At 43.4% G+C, this 17,961-nt stretch carries 12 protein-coding genes; 11 read left to right on the forward strand and 1 reads right to left on the reverse strand.

Annotated features, from left to right (window positions below):
- Positions 1-33: 33 nt before the first annotated feature.
- The 4 genes from NR125_RS11045 (at position 34) to tatC (ending at position 4,292) form a co-directional block, all read left to right on the forward strand.
- The gene (locus tag NR125_RS11045; RefSeq protein ID WP_009335008.1) at positions 34-1,491 is read left to right on the forward strand and encodes an alanine/glycine:cation symporter family protein; all 1,458 of its coding nucleotides are present in this window, start codon (positions 34-36) and stop codon (positions 1,489-1,491) included.
- 184 nt (positions 1,492-1,675) lie between these two features.
- The gene (locus NR125_RS11050; RefSeq protein WP_009335006.1) at positions 1,676-3,316 is read left to right on the forward strand and encodes a PhoX family protein; all 1,641 of its coding nucleotides are present in this window, start codon (positions 1,676-1,678) and stop codon (positions 3,314-3,316) included.
- Positions 3,317-3,325: 9 nt separating this feature from the next.
- Positions 3,326-3,511: a twin-arginine translocase TatA/TatE family subunit gene (locus NR125_RS11055; RefSeq protein ID WP_009335004.1), complete on the forward strand. Its 186-nt coding sequence runs from the start codon at positions 3,326-3,328 to the stop codon at positions 3,509-3,511.
- 55 nt (positions 3,512-3,566) lie between these two features.
- On the forward strand, positions 3,567-4,292 hold the full coding sequence (gene tatC / locus NR125_RS11060; RefSeq protein ID WP_009335002.1) for a twin-arginine translocase subunit TatC: 726 nt from the start codon (positions 3,567-3,569) through the stop codon (positions 4,290-4,292).
- 66 nt (positions 4,293-4,358) lie between these two features.
- Here tatC and NR125_RS11065 read toward each other — a convergent pair whose 3' ends face one another.
- A complete protein-coding gene (locus tag NR125_RS11065) occupies positions 4,359-5,615 on the reverse strand; it encodes a S8 family peptidase (RefSeq protein WP_256815329.1) in 1,257 nt (418 codons plus the stop codon).
- A 272-nt stretch (positions 5,616-5,887) separates the two neighbouring features.
- On the opposite strand from NR125_RS11065, the gene NR125_RS11070 reads away from it, so the two are divergent.
- The 7 genes from NR125_RS11070 to NR125_RS11100 all read left to right on the forward strand — a co-directional run bounded on the left by NR125_RS11070 (position 5,888) and on the right by NR125_RS11100 (position 17,893).
- Positions 5,888-7,021, forward strand: coding sequence for a zinc-dependent alcohol dehydrogenase (locus NR125_RS11070; protein WP_256815330.1), 1,134 nt, complete (start codon positions 5,888-5,890; stop codon positions 7,019-7,021).
- A gap of 138 nt (positions 7,022-7,159) precedes the next feature.
- The gene (locus tag NR125_RS11075) at positions 7,160-8,398 is read left to right on the forward strand and encodes an ATP-binding protein (RefSeq protein ID WP_009334996.1); all 1,239 of its coding nucleotides are present in this window, start codon (positions 7,160-7,162) and stop codon (positions 8,396-8,398) included.
- 213 nt (positions 8,399-8,611) lie between these two features.
- Positions 8,612-12,178 carry a bifunctional 2',3'-cyclic-nucleotide 2'-phosphodiesterase/3'-nucleotidase gene (locus tag NR125_RS11080; RefSeq protein WP_071155805.1) on the forward strand — a complete coding sequence of 1,189 codons (3,567 nt, stop codon included), beginning with the start codon at positions 8,612-8,614 and terminating at the stop codon, positions 12,176-12,178.
- Positions 12,179-12,411: 233 nt separating this feature from the next.
- Entirely contained in the window at positions 12,412-14,802 is a 2,391-nt protein-coding gene (locus NR125_RS11085; RefSeq protein WP_071155807.1) for an immune inhibitor A domain-containing protein, read from the forward strand.
- A 165-nt stretch (positions 14,803-14,967) separates the two neighbouring features.
- Positions 14,968-16,092, forward strand: coding sequence for a DEAD/DEAH box helicase (locus NR125_RS11090; RefSeq protein ID WP_009334990.1), 1,125 nt, complete (start codon positions 14,968-14,970; stop codon positions 16,090-16,092).
- Between the two features lie 128 nt (positions 16,093-16,220).
- Positions 16,221-17,696 carry an amidase family protein gene (locus NR125_RS11095; protein ID WP_256815331.1) on the forward strand — a complete coding sequence of 492 codons (1,476 nt, stop codon included), beginning with the start codon at positions 16,221-16,223 and terminating at the stop codon, positions 17,694-17,696.
- 62 nt (positions 17,697-17,758) lie between these two features.
- Complete coding sequence (locus tag NR125_RS11100; RefSeq protein WP_019382593.1) at positions 17,759-17,893, forward strand: hypothetical protein; 135 nt, start codon at positions 17,759-17,761, stop codon at positions 17,891-17,893.
- Positions 17,894-17,961: the final 68 nt, after the last annotated feature.

Genomic DNA, 17,961 nt, shown 5'->3' on the forward strand with positions numbered 1-17,961 from the left:
ATTCAGAATATATATGAAAAAGGGGGAAGTTGTTTGGAAGCTTTTGTTAATCAGCTAAACGGCATTTTATGGAGTACACCTGTTATTTATATCTGTTTAGCTATAGGGTTGTTCTTCTCAGTCTTAACTCGATTTTTACAGGTCCGCCATATCAAGGATATGGTACTGCTCATGTTTAAAGGGAAAAGTTCCGCAGCGGGCGTTTCGTCTTTCCAGGCCTTATCTATTGCTCTTTCCGGCCGTGTAGGAACTGGTAACATCGCAGGTACTGCCACTGCCATCGCAATGGGTGGACCTGGTGCTGTATTCTGGATGTGGGCCATTGCTTTTATCGGAGCAGGCAGTGCATTCGTTGAATCGACGCTGGCACAGATTTACAAAGTGAAAAAAGACGGGCTATACCGAGGCGGTCCGGCCTATTATATTGAAAAGGGAATCGGAATTAAATGGTTTGCCGTCCTTTTCGCTATTTCTGCATTGCTGGCTATGGCGCTTTTGATGCCTGGCATCCAGTCAAACTCAATTGCACTTGGAATGGAAAATGCGTTTGGCATTGATAAAACAGTAACAGGCCTTATTATAATCGGGTTACTTGCACTGATTATTTTCGGCGGTGTTAAGCGTATTGCAAATGTTGCTCAATATGCTGTACCATTTATGGCTGTGGGTTATATTTTAGTAGCTTTAATTATTATTGGCATGAACATTGGCGAACTGCCTGGTGTTATTTCGTTAATTTTCAGCAGTGCCTTTGGTGCAGATTCCATGTTTGGCGGAATTATCGGAAGCGCGATCGCCTGGGGAGTAAAGCGCGGTATCTATTCAAACGAAGCTGGTCAGGGTACAGGCCCGCATGCAGCTGCAGCTGCTGAGGTTTCCCACCCTGCTAAGCAAGGTCTCGTGCAGGCATTCTCTGTGTACATTGATACGTTATTCGTATGTTCCGCAACTGCTTTCATGATTCTATTTACAGGCATGTTCAATACAGTTGGAGCTGATGGAAAGACTCCAATTGTAGAAAACCTTCCTGGAGTGGAAGCCGGCCCTGGTTTCACACAGGCGGCAGTTGAATCTGCACTTCCTGGTTTTGGTGCCGGATTCGTTGCTGTTTCTCTGTTCTTCTTCGCTTTTACAACAATTATGGCTTACTATTATATAGCTGAAACAAATGTAGCTTACTTAATTAATGGCAAGAACAGCAAGCTGGCTATGTTTATCCTGAAAATTGTCTTGCTTGCTGCAACATTCTATGGCGCTGTTAAAACAGCAGGCCTGGCGTGGGCGCTCGGAGATGTTGGTTTGGGACTGATGGTTTGGCTGAACTTAATTGCCATCGTTATCTTAAGAAAACCGGCCCTGATTGCACTGAAAGATTACGAGGCCCAGAAGAAACAAGGTCTTGATCCAGTATTCAATTCCAAGAAGCTTGGCATTAAAAATGCTGAGTATTGGGAAGAGGAATACAAGCCGCAGGAAGAAAAAGTATCTTAATAGAAGATAAGAGATGTCCGGCTGATGCCGGGCATTTTTTTTTACAATCTTTAAACTACTTTTACAATTTTCAGGTTATTTCTTAGCATTCTCTTAATATTCATCTTTTAGTATTGTACTTGGGTTTGGTTTGGTACATAAATACGATGCAAATATTATTGAATAATATGAAGAGGTGCTTAGGATGACTGAATTGAATCGCCGCAAGTTTTTAACGTATGTAGGTACAGGTGTTGGAGCATTGACTGTCGCTTCGACAGGTTTGGGGGCAATGGTACCAAAAGCGGAGGCTAAGGGTGTTGAGGCAGCCTCCCATTTATTCGGATTCCAGAAGAAAATCTCTGGATTAAATTTTAAGCCGATTGACCCGACAGATAAAGATGACCTTGTTTTACCACGTGGATACAAATACGATGTTGTGGCAGCATATGGAGATGTCATTAACAAAAAAGGCGATACATTCGGCTTTAACAATGACTTTACATTATATTTTCCAATTGATAAGGACAAGCGTGGTCTCTTATGGGTGAATCATGAATATTCAAGCGATCTATTTGTTCATGGTGCAAGGCCGGCAAATGGCAAGTATACGGCAGCGCAAATTCAGAAAATGCTATACAACCAGGGAGGATCAATTATCGAGGTATACCGTGATAAAGAAGGCACCTGGAAAATGGACACGGATTCCAAATATGCGCGCCGTATTACAGGCTTGACTCCATTCCAGCTCACAGGTCCTGCCAAAGGTTCAAAAGCAGTGGGTGGTGCAACGAATGTACAGGGAACTTTTGCTAATTGTTCTGGCGGCATGACATTGTGGGGCACGGTTTTATCAGCTGAGGAGAATTTCGAATCTACCTCAAAGGATGCAGGATTAAATGAAACACATTATGGCTGGATTGTGGAAATCGATCCGTTTGATCCTAATTTCAAGCCGCGCAAGCACACCGCCCTTGGTCGCTTTAACCATGAAAATGCAGCAGTCGGCCTGACCAATGACAATCGGGTTGTGGTTTATATGGGTGATGATAAGAAAGATGCATGCGTGTATAAGTTCATCAGCAAAAATAAATATGTAAAATCCCGCGGAAAAGCAAATGCAGACCTTCTTGAAGAAGGGACGCTTTATGTGGCTAATATGGGCAGCGGAAAATGGGTGCCATTAACTATCGAAAATGTGCAGAAAGCTGTCAAGGGGAATGCAGATCTTTTAAAGAAATTCCAAACACAGGCCGATGTGGCTGTTCACTGCCATGAAGCAGCTCTGCTTGTTGGCGGAACACCTACTGACCGTCCGGAAGATGTGGAAATCAGCCCGTTCGATAAAACGGTATTCATTGCCCACACCAACAATGACAAACATGGCAACTTTCACGGCCATATTACTAGATTTATTGAAGAGGGAGATGACTTGGGTGCACTGACTTTTGATTTTGAAATTTTCGCAGCCGGCGGAAAACAGAGCGGCTTCAGTGCACCTGATAATCTAACTTTCGATAGCCTTGGCAATCTCTGGACGGTAACAGATATGTCATCAAGCAAGCTGAATACAGGAATCTACACGCATTTCGCCAACAATGGCATGTTCGTCATCCCGACTATCGGAAAAAATACCGGCGAAGCCTTTCAGTTTGCTTCAGCTCCCGTTGAAGCAGAACTAACTGGACCATCCTTTACACCAAACGAAACAACCCTGTTCCTGTCCATTCAGCATCCGGGAGAAGAGACGGAAGACCTGAACAATCTGACAAGCAAATGGCCGCACCGCAAGGGAGATACTATGCCGCGCCCGGGAGTTGTGGCGATTACAGGCTTCAAATACTAGGAGGTTATTATGCTATCAAATATCGGGATACCAGGATTGATTATTGTTCTAGTGCTGGCGCTGATCATTTTCGGCCCATCCAAGCTTCCTGAAATCGGCAGGGCATTCGGCACAACCCTGAAAGAATTTAAAAAATCCACACGCGAACTGGTTTCAGACGAACAGCCGGAAGAAAAGAAAAAAGAATTGCTATAAGAATGAATAGGGAAGGGAGAGATATCTTCCTTCCTTTTATAGTGAGGTGAATAATATGAATAATGAGGCAGTAAATGTCCTCCAGCATTTTGAAGAGCTTCGGAAGAGGCTGATGATTATAGCGGCTGTCTTTATAGCGTTCTTGGCACTATCCTTTATTTTTGTCAGCGACATTTACCAGTGGCTGGTTAGGGATCTGGATTTTAAATTGGCTGTTCTCGGTCCTTCTGAGATTCTATGGGTCTATTTTATGCTTGCGTCTGTTGTCGCCATTGCAGCCGCCATCCCGGTAGCTGCCCATCAAATCTGGCTGTTCGTCAGCCCGGCGCTTACCGGAATGGAAAAAAAGGTAGCCTTATCCTATATTCCCGCGTTATTTTTCCTGTTCATTACCGGTATAGCATTCGGATATTTCATTCTTTTGCCGCTGGTTCTGAATTTTTTAATGACCTTATCGGGAGATATGTTCACCGCCTTTTTTACAACGGAAAAATACTTTCAATTCGTGCTGCATTTAACACTGCCATTCGGCTTTCTGTTCGAGCTTCCGGTTGTGATTATGTTCCTGACCAGCCTTGGCATCCTCAATCCCTATTCGCTGCAGAAGATAAGGAAGTATGCCTATTTCGTGCTGATTGTGGTGGCGATTTTAGTTACACCGCCCGATTTTATTTCAGATATTTTGGTTACATTGCCTCTCCTGCTGCTGTACGAGGCGAGTGTAAGCCTGTCCAAAATCATTTATAACCGAAAGCAGAAAAAGCAGGCTGTTTTGCAGTAACTATAATAAAAATCAAAACACAAAAAAAGCTTGGACCGTAAATGTCCAAGCTTTTCTATTATTCTCTTACTTAACACGAGGGAAGCCAAAGCCTGATGCATAATCGTCACCTGCTGCAGCTCCTGTTCCGCCAAGAATATCATTTTGCTTGGCCCGGTTCTGAAGCTCGCTGCGAAGCTGGGTGTGGCTCATGGATGGATTCTGAGCCCAGATCTTAGCAGCTAATCCGGATACATGAGGAGTAGCCATGGATGTGCCGCTGATTGTGCTGTAGCTGCCATCATACCAGGTGGATTCAATTGCTCTGCCTGGTGCAGAGAGCTCGACATCACGCTCCTGGATTAGGTAGTCGCCATCAGTAGCAGGGTTGCCTCTTGATGAAAAATCTGCAACACGGTAAGAACCATTTTGCTGAACATTTTCAAGAGCCGCTACTGCAACAGCATTCACCAATGCGCCAGGATAGCCAATCGTGTTATCGGCAGGACCATCATTTCCGGCAGCAGCAACTACCAGGACACCTTTGCTATAGGCGTAATCAACTGCATCTGCAATCAATGTGCTTTTAGAGCTTGAACCCAATGACATGGAAATGACCACTTTAGATCCTGTGCTGACCGCTTCATCGGCCGCATGCTTAATAGCTCCGGCGATGTCATCAGAATACCCTGATCCTCTGTCATTTAACACCTTATATGCCCAGAGATCTGCGTCTGGGGCTACCCCATAAACACCTTGTCCGTTATCACCGCCATGAGCCAGTACAGTACCCGCAACATGTGTGCCGTGTCCGTTCTTATCCCCACAGCTGCCGTCAATTAAAGGTGACTTTCTTTGTGTAAAGTCCTTACACTGTTCAGCTTGTCCGGCAAGATCAGCATGTGCTGTATTTACACCTGTGTCCAGAACGGCAACCTTTACCCCGTTTCCGCCTGAAGTGCTTTGGATGGAGCTGTCATTATAAATGGCCTCAATTCCCCAAGGTGTACCGTCTGCCGGAGCTGATGCAGCCCCTGATCCAGGTTTTGCTGCGGTCACAGGTGAGTTCTTTACTTCTTCAACTTTATCAATCTTTAAGTTTTTATTTTTTAAAAGTGCCTGATACTGTTTAGCATTAACCGTAGTAGTAAAACCTTTCTGGCCAAAATCCCATCGTACTCCATAGTTCGATTTTGCCTTTGCTTTTTCTGCACTTGGGCCCTGAATGACAACCCGATAGGTTTCATTGCTCTCAACCTGCTGACCGAATGCCCCTGACGCAAATACAGATAGTCCCATTGCTGCACTTAGTAATGCTGACCCAATGACTCTTTTTTTCTTCATCCAAAATCTCCTCTCAGAATATGTATGGTCACAGCTGAATAGCTGTGACTCTATTATATTTACAAAATTCAGAATAATAAAACGATACTTTGGGCCTATTTTTACTCAAATTCAGCATTTATATCAAGAAATTCCCGGCTGGCATCCTCACATGCAAATTAATATTCTTTCAGTAATAGGTAAATATTTCAATATATGAATTGGATACTAATAAAGTTAATCATGCTCTAAGGAGGGTAAAAGCCTATTAAGACAATAAAGGAGGGTGAAATATGAGAGCTGTAACCTACCAGGGAGCGAAAGATATTCAAGTAAAAAATGTAGAGGATCCCAGAATTGAAAAGCGGGATGATGTCATTGTCCGCATCACGTCAACCGCCATTTGCGGATCGGACCTTCATTTATATCAGGGGAATATGCCATTGCGGCCCGGCTATGTTATCGGGCATGAACCTATGGGGATCGTTGAGGAGACAGGCCCTGATGTGACACGGGTAAAAAAAGGCGACAGGGTGGTCATCCCATTTAATGTATCGTGCGGGCATTGCTTCTATTGCCAGCATGATATGGAAAGCCAATGTGATAATTCGAACCCGCATCATGATTCAGGCGGCTACTTTGGCTATACCGAGAAATACGGAAACCATCCGGGCGGCCAGGCAGAGTTTCTAAAGGTGCCGTTTGGCAATTTCATGCCATTTGTTATACCGGAATCGTGCGAACTGGAGGATGAATCACTGCTCTTTTTATCGGATGTTCTGCCGACAGCCTATTGGAGTGTGGAACATTCAGGCGTTAAAGCAGGAGACACAGTCATCGTCCTCGGCTGCGGTCCCATCGGGTTAATGACCCAGAAATTTGCCTGGATGAAAGGAGCTAAACGGGTAATTGCAGTAGATCATCTCGATTACCGTCTCAATCACGCCAAGCTTACCAATGATGTGGAAGTCTATGACTTTACGAAATATGATGACATGGGAGCTTATCTAAAAGAAATCACCCAGGGCGGAGCTGATGTAGTCATTGATTGTGTCGGCATGGACGGGAAGAAATCCGCTGTTGAAAAAATCGAGCAGAAGCTTAAGCTCCAGGGCGGAACGCTGGGCCCGATCCAAATCGCGACGAAAGCTGTCCGCAAATTCGGAACTGTCCAGCTGACGGGTGTATACGGGCTGACTTATAATATGTTCCCGCTGGAGGAATTTTTCTCGAGAAACATCACCATTAAAATGGGCCAGGCGCCTGTGGTGCACTACATGCCTGAGCTATTTGAAAAAATAACGAATAAGGAATTCGATCCGAAGTCTATCATCACTCATCAGATTCCGCTCGAAGAAGCTGATCGGGCGTATAAAATTTTTAATGACCATGAAGATGACTGCATTAAAGTCATCTTAAAACCTTAACAAACACAAACCAGCCTGGATATACCCGGGCTGGTTTTTTGAAGTTTAAGAATATAACATAATATACATATTTCGACATAAACGTATATAATAGTGCTAAAGACACATTATTAATAGAGTTAACCAAGGAGCATGGAAATGAAAGGCTTTAACCAACAGACTTTGATAAAAGAAGAAACAAAAGCAGTTAAGCTTTTTATATGGCTATTCTATATAATATTAACACTTTATGATTTGTTTTATTATTATCTGCTTCCCCTCAATACTGGCGGCAGTACCGGCCTGCCAAAGGGCGGGCTTGGATGGGGGTATTATCTGGCTATTATCGGACTCCTGCCCTTAGCGCTGTATTTAATCAGGACAAAACGCCCTTTTCAGGTAAAATACTTATTTTTTGCAGGCTTTTTCCTGATAGATTTTAGTAACAGCATGCTGATCTATTTCGGTGAGTCGAAGGAATTTCAGAGCGGAAGCGCAGTAGAACTTTTATTTATTATATTTGCGCCGATTTTTGTGAATAAGCGCTATTTTTGGATAGTAACCGGCGGAATGATTGCGAAGTATCTTCTGGCTGGTTTACTGTTGAGCAGCCAAAAGGTAATGGTGCCAATCGTGCTTATGGCCATTTTTTCAAGTGTTTCATATGTTCTGCTGAACCGCTTCTATTCCTATATTCACTCGCTGACACATGTTTTCCAGGAGCTCCGCCAGACTGAAAAGCTGGCTGCTGTCGGACAGATGGCTTCGGCAGTCGGCCATGAAGTAAGAAATCCTTTAGCAGCTTTAAGAGGATTTACTCAGCTGCAGATGGAAAAACATCCTGAAGATCAGGACCGCTACAAGATCATGATTGAGGAAATCGACCGCATTAATCTGATTGCCGATGACCTTATGATCCTAAGCAAGCCAAGGCTGCCTCTGTTTAAAAAAGTTGAACTGAATGCAGTGATTAACTATGTCATCTCGATCATACATGAACAGGCAGCCAATCAGAATATCCGTGTCGAAACAGAAAATCTGGAAGCTGTTCCTAAAGTTCAGTGTGACGAAAATATGCTGAAGCAGTCTTTTATTAATTTGATCAAGAATGCGATGGAATCTATGCCAGAAGGCGGCACGATCCTGATTTCGGCCAAAGTGGCGGAGGGTGACAAGGTTTTAATCAGCATTAAAGATGAAGGCTGCGGGATTGATGCTGAGAATATGGAACGGGTCGTGGATCCATTTTATACAACTAAGCCGGATGGAACCGGTTTAGGGCTGATGGTTACCAAGCAGATTGTGGATGAACACAAGGCGGAAATCACGTTTGAAAGTGAAAAGGGGATAGGGACAATTGTGACTCTTACTATTCCTATAGAGCAGCCAACCCAATAAAAGAATTCAGGGTGATGTCATTTAATATACAGGGCAGACCTGGAAATTAGTAACTGACATTATAATAATACTATTCGAAATCGTACAGCACCCTATGAGGGTGCTGTATTTTATTAGGTAAATAGGCTTCTTTTTTACAAAAATTTAATGATTTTCCTATGTTAATTCCGACTAATTGCTCATTCTCAAATAAGTCTAAAAATAGATAGAATTATGAATGTTATCATCCTAATCTACTATAATTTGAGGAGATGTATTCATTTGAAAAAGCCTATGCGCAAACTTGGAAAGACGATACTCGCAACAACGATGGCCCTATCTGTCTTAGCAGCTCCTATTTCATATGATTCTGTCATGGCGGCAAAGCCTGATCATGCAGGGAAACCGGAACTTAAATTCAGCCATGAAGTAAGCCTGCGGATACTGGGAACAACAGATATACATACACACCTTTATAACTATGATTACTATAAAGATGCAGAAACCATTGAATTTGGTCTGGCTAAAACAGCTACCTTAATCAAACAGGCAAGAAAAGAAGCAAAGAATACATTATTATTTGACAACGGAGACCTCATTCAGGGTAATCCGCTTGGCGATTATAAAGCAAAAGTAGATCAGCTTGAGGATGGGGAAATGCATCCCGTGTTCAAGGCTATGGAACTATTAGATTATGATGCCGCTACGGTAGGAAACCATGAATTCAATTATGGCCTCGAATATCTGGATGAGGTTCTGGATGATGCGCCATTTCCTTATGTAAATGCCAATGTCTACAAAGACGACGATGATAATAATCCGGAAAACGATAAAAATTACTTTAAACCATATAAAATCATCAAGAAAAAAGTCGTTGATGAAAAAGGAAGAAAACAGGTCATTAAGGTTGGGGTTATCGGTGCTGTGACTCCGCAGATTACACAATGGGACAAAGCCAATCTTGATGGAAAAATCATCACAAAAGACATTGTAAAATCAGTAGAAGCCAATATTCCTAAAATGAAAGATGAAGGTGCGGACATTATCATTGCACTTGCGCACTCCGGCATGGGGGACGCAGCATATGCTGAGATGGAAGAGAATGCAGCCTACGACTTAACAAAAGTAGAAGGCATTGATGCGGTTATTTCCGGACACAACCATAAGAATTTTCCGGGAGATTTCACCGATCTTCCTGAAGTGGATGCAGAAAAGGGAACGGTCAACGGGGTGCCCTTCATCATGCCTGGCAGCTGGGGCAATCAGCTTGGCGTTATGGACCTGACTATTGCCAAGGTAAAGGGCAAGTGGGAGGTTAAGGATTCCCAGTCATCTTTAAGGTCTATTTTTAGAAGTTATAAAAATGAATCCGGCGCGACCGTCAAGGAAAGCCTTGCAGATGCAGATCCTGCTATTTTGAAAGCTGTAAAGGAAGAGCATGAAGGAACCGTGAATTATGTCCGCCAGCCTGTCGGGGAAACAAAAGCTGATATCCACAGCTATTTTGCACTTGTAAAAGATGACCCGTCCATTCAAATTGTGACGAATGCACAGAAGTGGTATATTGAGAAGCAATTAAAAGGAACACCAGATGAAAATACACCAGTGCTTTCGGCGGGAGCTCCTTTTAAAGCAGGCGGCCGCAACGGGGCAAGCTATTACACATATATCCCTGAAGGCACAATCGCCATTAAAAATGTAGCCGATCTATACCTGTATCCGAATACAGTCGCTACGGTAAAAATTAAAGGGGCAGATGTGAAGGAATGGCTTGAAATGTCTGCAGGCCAGTTCAATCAGATAAAAGATAATGAAGCGGGAGAACAGTCACTCATTAATAATGATTTCCCTACTTATAACTATGATGTAATCGATGGTGTGACATATGAGATCGATGTAACAGAACCTGCTAAGTATGATAAAGATGGCAAGCAGGTTAATGCTGATGCAAATAGAATCAAAAATCTTCAGTATAACGGAGCACCTATTGATCCGGATCAGGAATTCATCGTTGTGACAAATAATTATCGGGCCAGCGGCACTTTCCCTGGAGTTAGAAACAACACGGCAGTAGAGCTTTATCCGGATGAAAACCGCCAGGCGATCATTGATTATATCCGAGAAGAACAAACCATCGATCCTTCTGCAGATGCCAATTGGTCATTTGTACCGGTTGCCGGTGGCGTAAATGTAACGTTCGAATCTTCACCGGATGCAAAGGATGCGATTGCTGAAGGCAGCGGAATCGGCTATGCGGGGGAAGCAGCCAATGGCTTTGCGAAATATTCGCTTCAATTCCCGGAGCCAAAGCCATTTGATGTCCAACTTTTGGGGATCAATGATTTCCATGGTCAGCTTGATACATTTAATTCCGGTTTGAATGCGGGTGGAATCGAGTATTTAGCTGCACACTTAAAACAGCGTGAAGCAGAGAATCCCAATACAATTATGCTGCATGCAGGTGATGCAGTAGGGGCGAGCTCCCCTGTTTCGGCCCTTCTTCAGGACGAGCCAACAATTAAAATGCTTAATGAGATCGGCTTTGATATAGGTACAGTCGGCAACCATGAATTCGATGAAGGGGTAGACGAAATGCGACGCCTTATCAATGGCGGGGCCCATCCAAAAACTGTGGAGAAGTATGGCGAGTTTGAAGGAGCAAACTTCCCGTATGTTGCAGCTAATGTAGTGGATGAAACAACAAAGGAGCCAATCCTTGATCCCTATGTAATTAAAGAAGTAAATGGAGTGCCAGTCGGCTTTATTGGCATTGCCTATTCCGATACTCCTGGAATTGTTACGCCAAGCGGAACGGCAGGTGTAGAATTCACGGACGAAGCGGAAGCAATCAACAAGTACACAGCTGAGCTGAAGGAACAGGGTATTAAATCGATTGTGGTCATTACTCATAACCCTGTAAAGTCCGATATAGATGGGTCTAATCCTCAAGAGGAACTCGCTGACATTGCGAATGCAGTTGATGATGAAGTGGATGTGATGTTTGGCGGCCATAACCATCAGTACACAAATACTGTGGTGGACGGGAAATTGCTTGTTCAATCTTATTCCTATGGAACTGCTTTTTCCGATGTGGACTTAACAATTGATCCAGTGACAAAAGATATTGTTGCTAAAAAGGCTGAAATCGTAAGCGCCACACGTGACGTTGAACCTGTTGCAGAAATTAAGCAAATGCTTGATGCTTATATTGCTGATGTGGCTCCGATTTTAAATGAAGTCATCGGTCATACTTCAACAGGTATTACGAGAGAGGTAAATGCTGATGGAGAATCTCCGATGGGCAACCTGATTGCAGATTCCATGATTGCGCAGACCAATACCGATTTTGCCTTCATGAACTCAGGCGGCGTCCGTGCAGGCATTGATGCTGGAGATATTACGTGGAAAGAAGCTTTTACGGTACAGCCTTTCGGAAATGACCTTGTGACATTGACATTGACCGGTGCCCAGATAAAAGAACTTTTTGAACAGCAATGGGGTTCAAAAGAGAGAATCATGCATGTTTCCGGCTTAAAGGTAACGTATGATTCTTCGAGAGCTGCCGGAGATCGGATCGTATCTTTAGTAAAGACAGATGGAACGCCAATCGCTGCTGAACAGGAATATTCTGTGACGGTAAACAACTATATGGCTGATGGCGGAGACGGCTACAGCGCTCTTTTAAACGGTAAAAACCGCACAGTGGATATTGTCGACCTTGATGCTTTAATCAGCTACATCAAAGAACAGAAAGAAGTAAACCCAGCGGTTGAAGGAAGGATTACAAAATTGAATAAATAATAGGAAGGGACCATCAGAGTAGTCTGATGCTCCCTTTTCTATATGTCCTAAAAATAGGTGAAAGTACCTATTTTTTCTCGTTTCAGCGAATGAATTAATTACAATTACCCATTCAAATATTATCAAAATATTAAAATAACAGTATTGTTAGACTATTAAAAACTTTATGTTAGTTTGATAGAATTAATCTCGCACTTCGAAAATTCAGAAAAACTAAATAGGAGGCTATAAGAATGAGTAATAAGAATAAACCTTTTAAGGTTGTATCTTCCATTACAGCCAGCACGATGATGGCAGCTGCACTATTTGCGGGATCTTTTGCCGGGACAACAGCAGCTCCTTCAAAAGCTTCAGCTGAGGAACTTTCTGCACCGATTGATTTGAACATTGTGAATGAAGAACGCCTGGGAAAGGCATTAAAAGAAAGAGGATTAGTTAAAAAGGATGCTTCCTCAAAAGAAGTAGAAAAGGCAGTAAAGGATTACATAAATGAAAAACAAGGTGAAAAGCAGCCTGGAAGTACAAAAAATAGCCATGACCATAAGGATGAGTTTGACAAAAAAACAAAAGAATTCTTAACCAAACAAAAAGACAAGCTGTCAAAGCAGCTGAATAAAGGCCATAAAAACTATAAAAAGGGCAAACCGGACGGCTATGTAAAAGTAGATCCGGCCAAAGAAGCAAACTACAATGGCGGTGTCAGAACAGACAAAGTGCTTGTGCTATTAACTGAATTTGAAGATTTCAAGCATAACAATGTAATACAGGAAGAGGGCTATATGTATGCTGATGATTTCAGCAAAGAGCACTATGAAAAACTAATGTTTGGCGATACTGAATTTGAATTATTTAATGGAGATAAAGTAAAAACATTTAAGCAGTTCTATGAAGAACAGTCCGGAGGCAGCTATACGGTTGACGGCACTGTTTCTGAATGGCTGACGGTCCCTGGAAATGCGAGTGATTATGGTGATGATAGCCCTAACGGAGGCCATGACAATCTATCTCCTCTTGGGCCACGGGACTTAGTAAAAGAGGCTTTAAAAGCAGCTGCAGACGCTGGAATGGATCTTTCTGCATACGATGAATTTGATCTATATGATTTAGATGGAGATGGTAACTTTAATGAGCCTGATGGATTAGTTGACCATCTCATGATTATCCACGCTGGTACAGGGCAGGAAGCTGGCGGAGGTGCGCTCGGTGATGATGCCATCTGGTCTCACCGCTGGACGCTTGACGGAGTATTTGCAGTTCCGAATACAACTGCCAAGGTAGATTATTGGGGCGGAAAAATGGGCGCATTTGATTATACGATTCAGCCTGAAGACGGAGCTGTCGGGGTGTTTGCACATGAGTTCGGACATGATTTGGGATTGCCGGATGAGTATGATACACAATACACCGGTCAAGGTGAGCCGGTTGCTTCCTGGTCCATCATGAGCGGCGGCAGCTGGAACGGAAAAATTGCAGGTACTGAGCCTACAAGCTTCTCGCCGCAAAACAAAGAATTCTTTCAAAAAGGCATGGGCGGAAACTGGGCCAATATTATGGAAATAAATTATGCAGATATTGATAAAAAAGGCTTGGCAACTGTTATTGACCAAAGTGTAACCAAATCTAAAAACCCGGGAATTGTAAAAGTAAATCTTCCTGAAAAAGAAGTGAAGGGAATTGCACCAGCGTTCGGTGAGAAATATTACTACAGCACAAAAGGCGATGACCTTCATACCACTTTGACGACACCTGAATTTGACTTAACAAATGCTGAAACAGCTGCCTTCAATGCGAAAGTTTATTATGATATTGAGTTTGATTATGATTATCTAACGGTTACTGCAAAAGCAGCCGATGGGACAGAAGCTGAGCTCGATGTAATTGGTGATGATGATACAGATGGCGATGCCCGTGCTGAATCTTCAAAAGGACAATGGGCAGATAAGACATATGACTTAAGCGAATTTGCCGGTAAAAAAGTTAGCCTGACATTCGAATATGTAACAGATGGTGGACTGGCATTAGATGGATTTGCTATTGATAATATTTCCGTAACGGCTGATGAGGAAGTTATTTTTACCGACGATGCTGAAGGCGAATCTCAGATGACTCTTGACGGATTCATTGTTTCCAACGGAATCAGCTATGCGAAGAACCATTATTATCTGGAGTGGAGAAACTACTCAGGCTCTGATACGGCACTTGCCCAATCAAGAGGAGTAAAATATAACACTGGTTTAGTTGTTTGGTATGCAGATGACAGCCACACAGATAACTGGGTTGGTGTTCATCCTGGAGAAGGTTTCCTTGGAGTGGTGGATTCACATCCGGAAGCCATTACCGGTCTGCTAGATGGAAAAGAAACGGTATCTCAAAGCACAAGATATCAGATTGCAGATGCTGCGTTTTCCTTGGACAAAACACCAGCATGGGAAGTAAGCTCGCCAACCCGAGGTGATTATGACTACCCAGGTTTAAAGGGAATATCTGTTTTTGATGATTCTAAAACATACATCAACAGCCTCATTCCTGATGCTGGACGAATTGTTCCGGAACATGGCCTGAAATTCCAAGTGGTCGGTGAAGCAAAGGACAACTCTGCCGGAGCAGTATGGATTCACAAATAAGATTTAAAGGTGCGAGCCAGAAATGGCTTCGCGCCTTTTTCTGTTAAGGGTGGACAACTTCCTGCCTATAAGCTAGTATCATTACCGATACTAGTTTTTTCCGATTTTCGGCTATACTAAAAATAATTATTTGATTACACGTAATAAAGTTAAAAGGAGTAACATATGACACAATCTTTTATTGAAGATATGAAGCCATTTATCCAGAAGGCATGGGAAAAGTCTGCATTTGCACAGCCGACGACCGTTCAGGCAGAGGCGGTTCCGCTGGCTTTGGAAGGCAGGGATATTATTGCCGAGTCCCCGACTGGAACAGGCAAAACACTTGCTTACCTGCTGCCGGTCCTTGAAAATATTGACCCGGATAAACAGGCGGTTCAGGCCGTCATTTTAGCCTCTTCACAGGAGCTTGTGATGCAGATATTAAGCGAGATCCAAAAATGGGCAGAAGGCAGCGGGATTAAAGCCGCTTCTTTTATTGGCGGAGCCAACGTAAAAAGGCAGCTTGAAAAATTGAAGAAGCATCCGCATATTGCTTTGGGAACGCCAGGCCGGGTGCTTGAGCTGATTAAACAGAAAAAGCTGAAAATGCATGAAGTGAAAACAGTTGTTCTCGATGAAGGAGACCAGCTTCTTGTTCCAGAACATGCTCAGACTGTCCAAAATATTGTTAAGTCTACGCTTAAAGAACGCCAGGTCCTGCTATTCTCAGCCACACTGCCTCCGGTTGTTGAACAGCTTGCGAAAGAGCTGACAGCTGATGCTGAAGTGATTCGTGTTGAGAAGGATGAAACCATTCAGGCTGCAGGTGTGGACCATATTTATTTTGTGGCAGAAGCAAGGGATAAAATTAAGATGCTCGAAAAAATCTCAAGGCTTGAGGACATTAAAGCACTGGTATTCGTTAAGGATATTGGCAACCTGACCGTCATGGCAGAAAAGCTTGATTTTAAAAACATCTCTTCAAGCACTTTGCACAGCGATCTGAGCAAATTCGACAGACAGAAAGCAATCAAAAACTTCCGCACAGGCAAAACCAATATGCTGATTGCTACAGATGTTGCGGCAAGAGGGCTGGACATCAAAGGAGTCACCCATGTGGTGCATTTCGACTTCCCGAAAGATATGAATCAATATGTCCATCGCTCGGGAAGAACAGGAAGATTCGGTGCAAGCGGAACCGTTATCTCTCTGGTTACTGAAAGAGAAGAGCGCGAACTCAAGAAAATGGCAAAAGAACTAGGCCACACTGCAGAAAAGAAAGTAATGCGAGGCGGCCATATCGTATAAAGATCAAACAGCCAGGCACCTATATCAGTTGGTGCCTGGCATTTTTCTTATATAAAGGAATTTCCCCTTTTCTAAGCGAATTAGTAAGTGGAGCTTTATTTAACTAAAGAATAAGGGGAAATCAAATAATGGAGAATCCAAGGCTAAAGAGCTTTCATGATGAAGATCTGCTTGAAGCGACGATAGATGAATTGCAGGAAAAATTGCAGAATGGGGAAATTACCTCCAAAGACCTTGTAATGATGTACATGAACCGGATTGGACAGCTGGATGAAAACATTCATTCTGTGTTAGAACTCAATCCGGATGCATTGCATATTGCAGCTGCTCTAGATGCGGAAAGAGAAGAACAGGGGCCGCGCAGCCCTCTTCACGGCATTCCCATATTGTTAAAGGATAATATCGATACAGGGGACAAAATGCAGACAACTGCAGGTTCACTCGCCTTGAAGAATCATTGTGCACAGAAGGATTCGTTTGTGGCCTCTCAATTAAGGCAAGCGGGAGCCGTCATTTTAGGAAAAACCAATATGACAGAATGGGCCAATTTTATGACGGAAGGGATGCCAAGCGGATACAGTTCACGAGGCGGACAGACGCTGAATCCATATGGACCGGGTAAATTTGATGTGGGTGGCTCCAGTGCAGGATCGGGTGCAGCCATCGCCGCTAATTTTGCGGCCGCAGCCATCGGAACGGAGACATCAGGTTCCATTTTAAGTCCTGCCAGTCAGAATTCTCTCGTTGGAATTAAGCCGACAGTCGGACTTGTCAGCCGAACCGGCATTATTCCAATTGCCCATAGCCAGGATACTGCCGGTCCTATGGCGAGAACGGTTAAGGATGCCGCTTTATTATTAAACGTACTTGCAGTATCTGACGAAAATGATCCGATTACCATGACAAATAAAGATCTGCGGGGCAAGGATTTTACCGTTTTCCTTGATGAAGCCGGATTAGAAGGTACACGAATCGGCATTGCCCGGGAGACTTATTTTGACTACCTAAGTTCTGAAAAGCTCTCAGTCATGAATAAGGCAGTAAACGATTTAAAGGAGCTGGGTGCAGAGGTGGTAGACGAGGTGGTGATCCCATCCACTAAAGAGGAGTGGAGCCGAGATGTCCTGACATATGAATTTAAGGCAGATTTGAATGCTTACCTGCGAACGGTCGCACCGCACCTTAATATTCGCACCCTGTCCGATGTCATTCATTTTAATGAAAATAATAGCGAAAAGTGCTTAAAATACGGCCAATCCATCCTGATTGAGGCAGAGGAGACAAGCGGAAATCTGACGGAAATGGCCTATATATCTGCACTTGAGAAAGATATTTATTTTTCAGGAGAGAAGGGCATTGATTACGTGATGAAAGAGCATCACCTCGATGCCATCGTGTTTCCGAATAATTATGGAGCAGGCATCCCTGCAAAAGCGGGATATCCATCCATCACAGTACCGGCCGGCTATACGCCTGAAGGTGAGCCTGTGGGCATTACATTTACAGGACTTGCCTACAGTGAGCCGCTCCTTATTAAGCTTGCTTATGCCTTTGAGCATGCCACCAGGCATAGGAAAGCTCCAGAACTTGGAGTGCTGGCATAGAATAACTGCCGGTTAATTGACTCATACTACTTCTGAAAAACAAAAAAGGAGCAGATGAGAATATGGGCAGAACTAAACGCGGAAACGGCAATGCACAGCGCAATAACAATAAACACAGACCGCAGCGCACAAGCGAAGAGCTTGTTGAATTCACAACGGGAAGCAAAGAAAAGAAAGAAAACAACGTGCAGGACTGATGAGCAAATCCTCCTTTATAGAAGGAGGATTTTTTGTTAGGCGTGAAAAAGGCTATCTGAAAATAAAA

Origin of the sequence: Cytobacillus sp. Bac17, from assembly GCF_024519925.1 — a bacterium.
Taxonomy (GTDB): domain Bacteria; phylum Bacillota; class Bacilli; order Bacillales; family Cytobacillaceae; genus Cytobacillus; species Cytobacillus pseudoceanisediminis.

What these genes read in the sequence shown, in the direction of transcription:
- NR125_RS11075 (WP_009334996.1), top strand. Translation starts at nt 7,160, where the DNA reads ATGAAAGGCTTTAACCAACAGACTTTGATAAAAGAAGAAACAAAAGCA.
- NR125_RS11070 (WP_256815330.1), top strand. Translation starts at nt 5,888, where the DNA reads ATGAGAGCTGTAACCTACCAGGGAGCGAAAGATATTCAAGTAAAAAAT.
- NR125_RS11055 (WP_009335004.1), top strand. Translation starts at nt 3,326, where the DNA reads ATGCTATCAAATATCGGGATACCAGGATTGATTATTGTTCTAGTGCTG.
- NR125_RS11090 (WP_009334990.1), top strand. Translation starts at nt 14,968, where the DNA reads ATGACACAATCTTTTATTGAAGATATGAAGCCATTTATCCAGAAGGCA.
- tatC (WP_009335002.1), top strand. Translation starts at nt 3,567, where the DNA reads ATGAATAATGAGGCAGTAAATGTCCTCCAGCATTTTGAAGAGCTTCGG.
- NR125_RS11080 (WP_071155805.1), top strand. Translation starts at nt 8,612, where the DNA reads ATGAATGTTATCATCCTAATCTACTATAATTTGAGGAGATGTATTCAT.
- NR125_RS11095 (WP_256815331.1), top strand. Translation starts at nt 16,221, where the DNA reads ATGGAGAATCCAAGGCTAAAGAGCTTTCATGATGAAGATCTGCTTGAA.
- NR125_RS11050 (WP_009335006.1), top strand. Translation starts at nt 1,676, where the DNA reads ATGACTGAATTGAATCGCCGCAAGTTTTTAACGTATGTAGGTACAGGT.
- NR125_RS11100 (WP_019382593.1), top strand. Translation starts at nt 17,759, where the DNA reads ATGGGCAGAACTAAACGCGGAAACGGCAATGCACAGCGCAATAACAAT.
- NR125_RS11065 (WP_256815329.1), bottom strand. Translation starts at nt 5,615, where the DNA reads ATGAAGAAAAAAAGAGTCATTGGGTCAGCATTACTAAGTGCAGCAATG.
- NR125_RS11085 (WP_071155807.1), top strand. Translation starts at nt 12,412, where the DNA reads ATGAGTAATAAGAATAAACCTTTTAAGGTTGTATCTTCCATTACAGCC.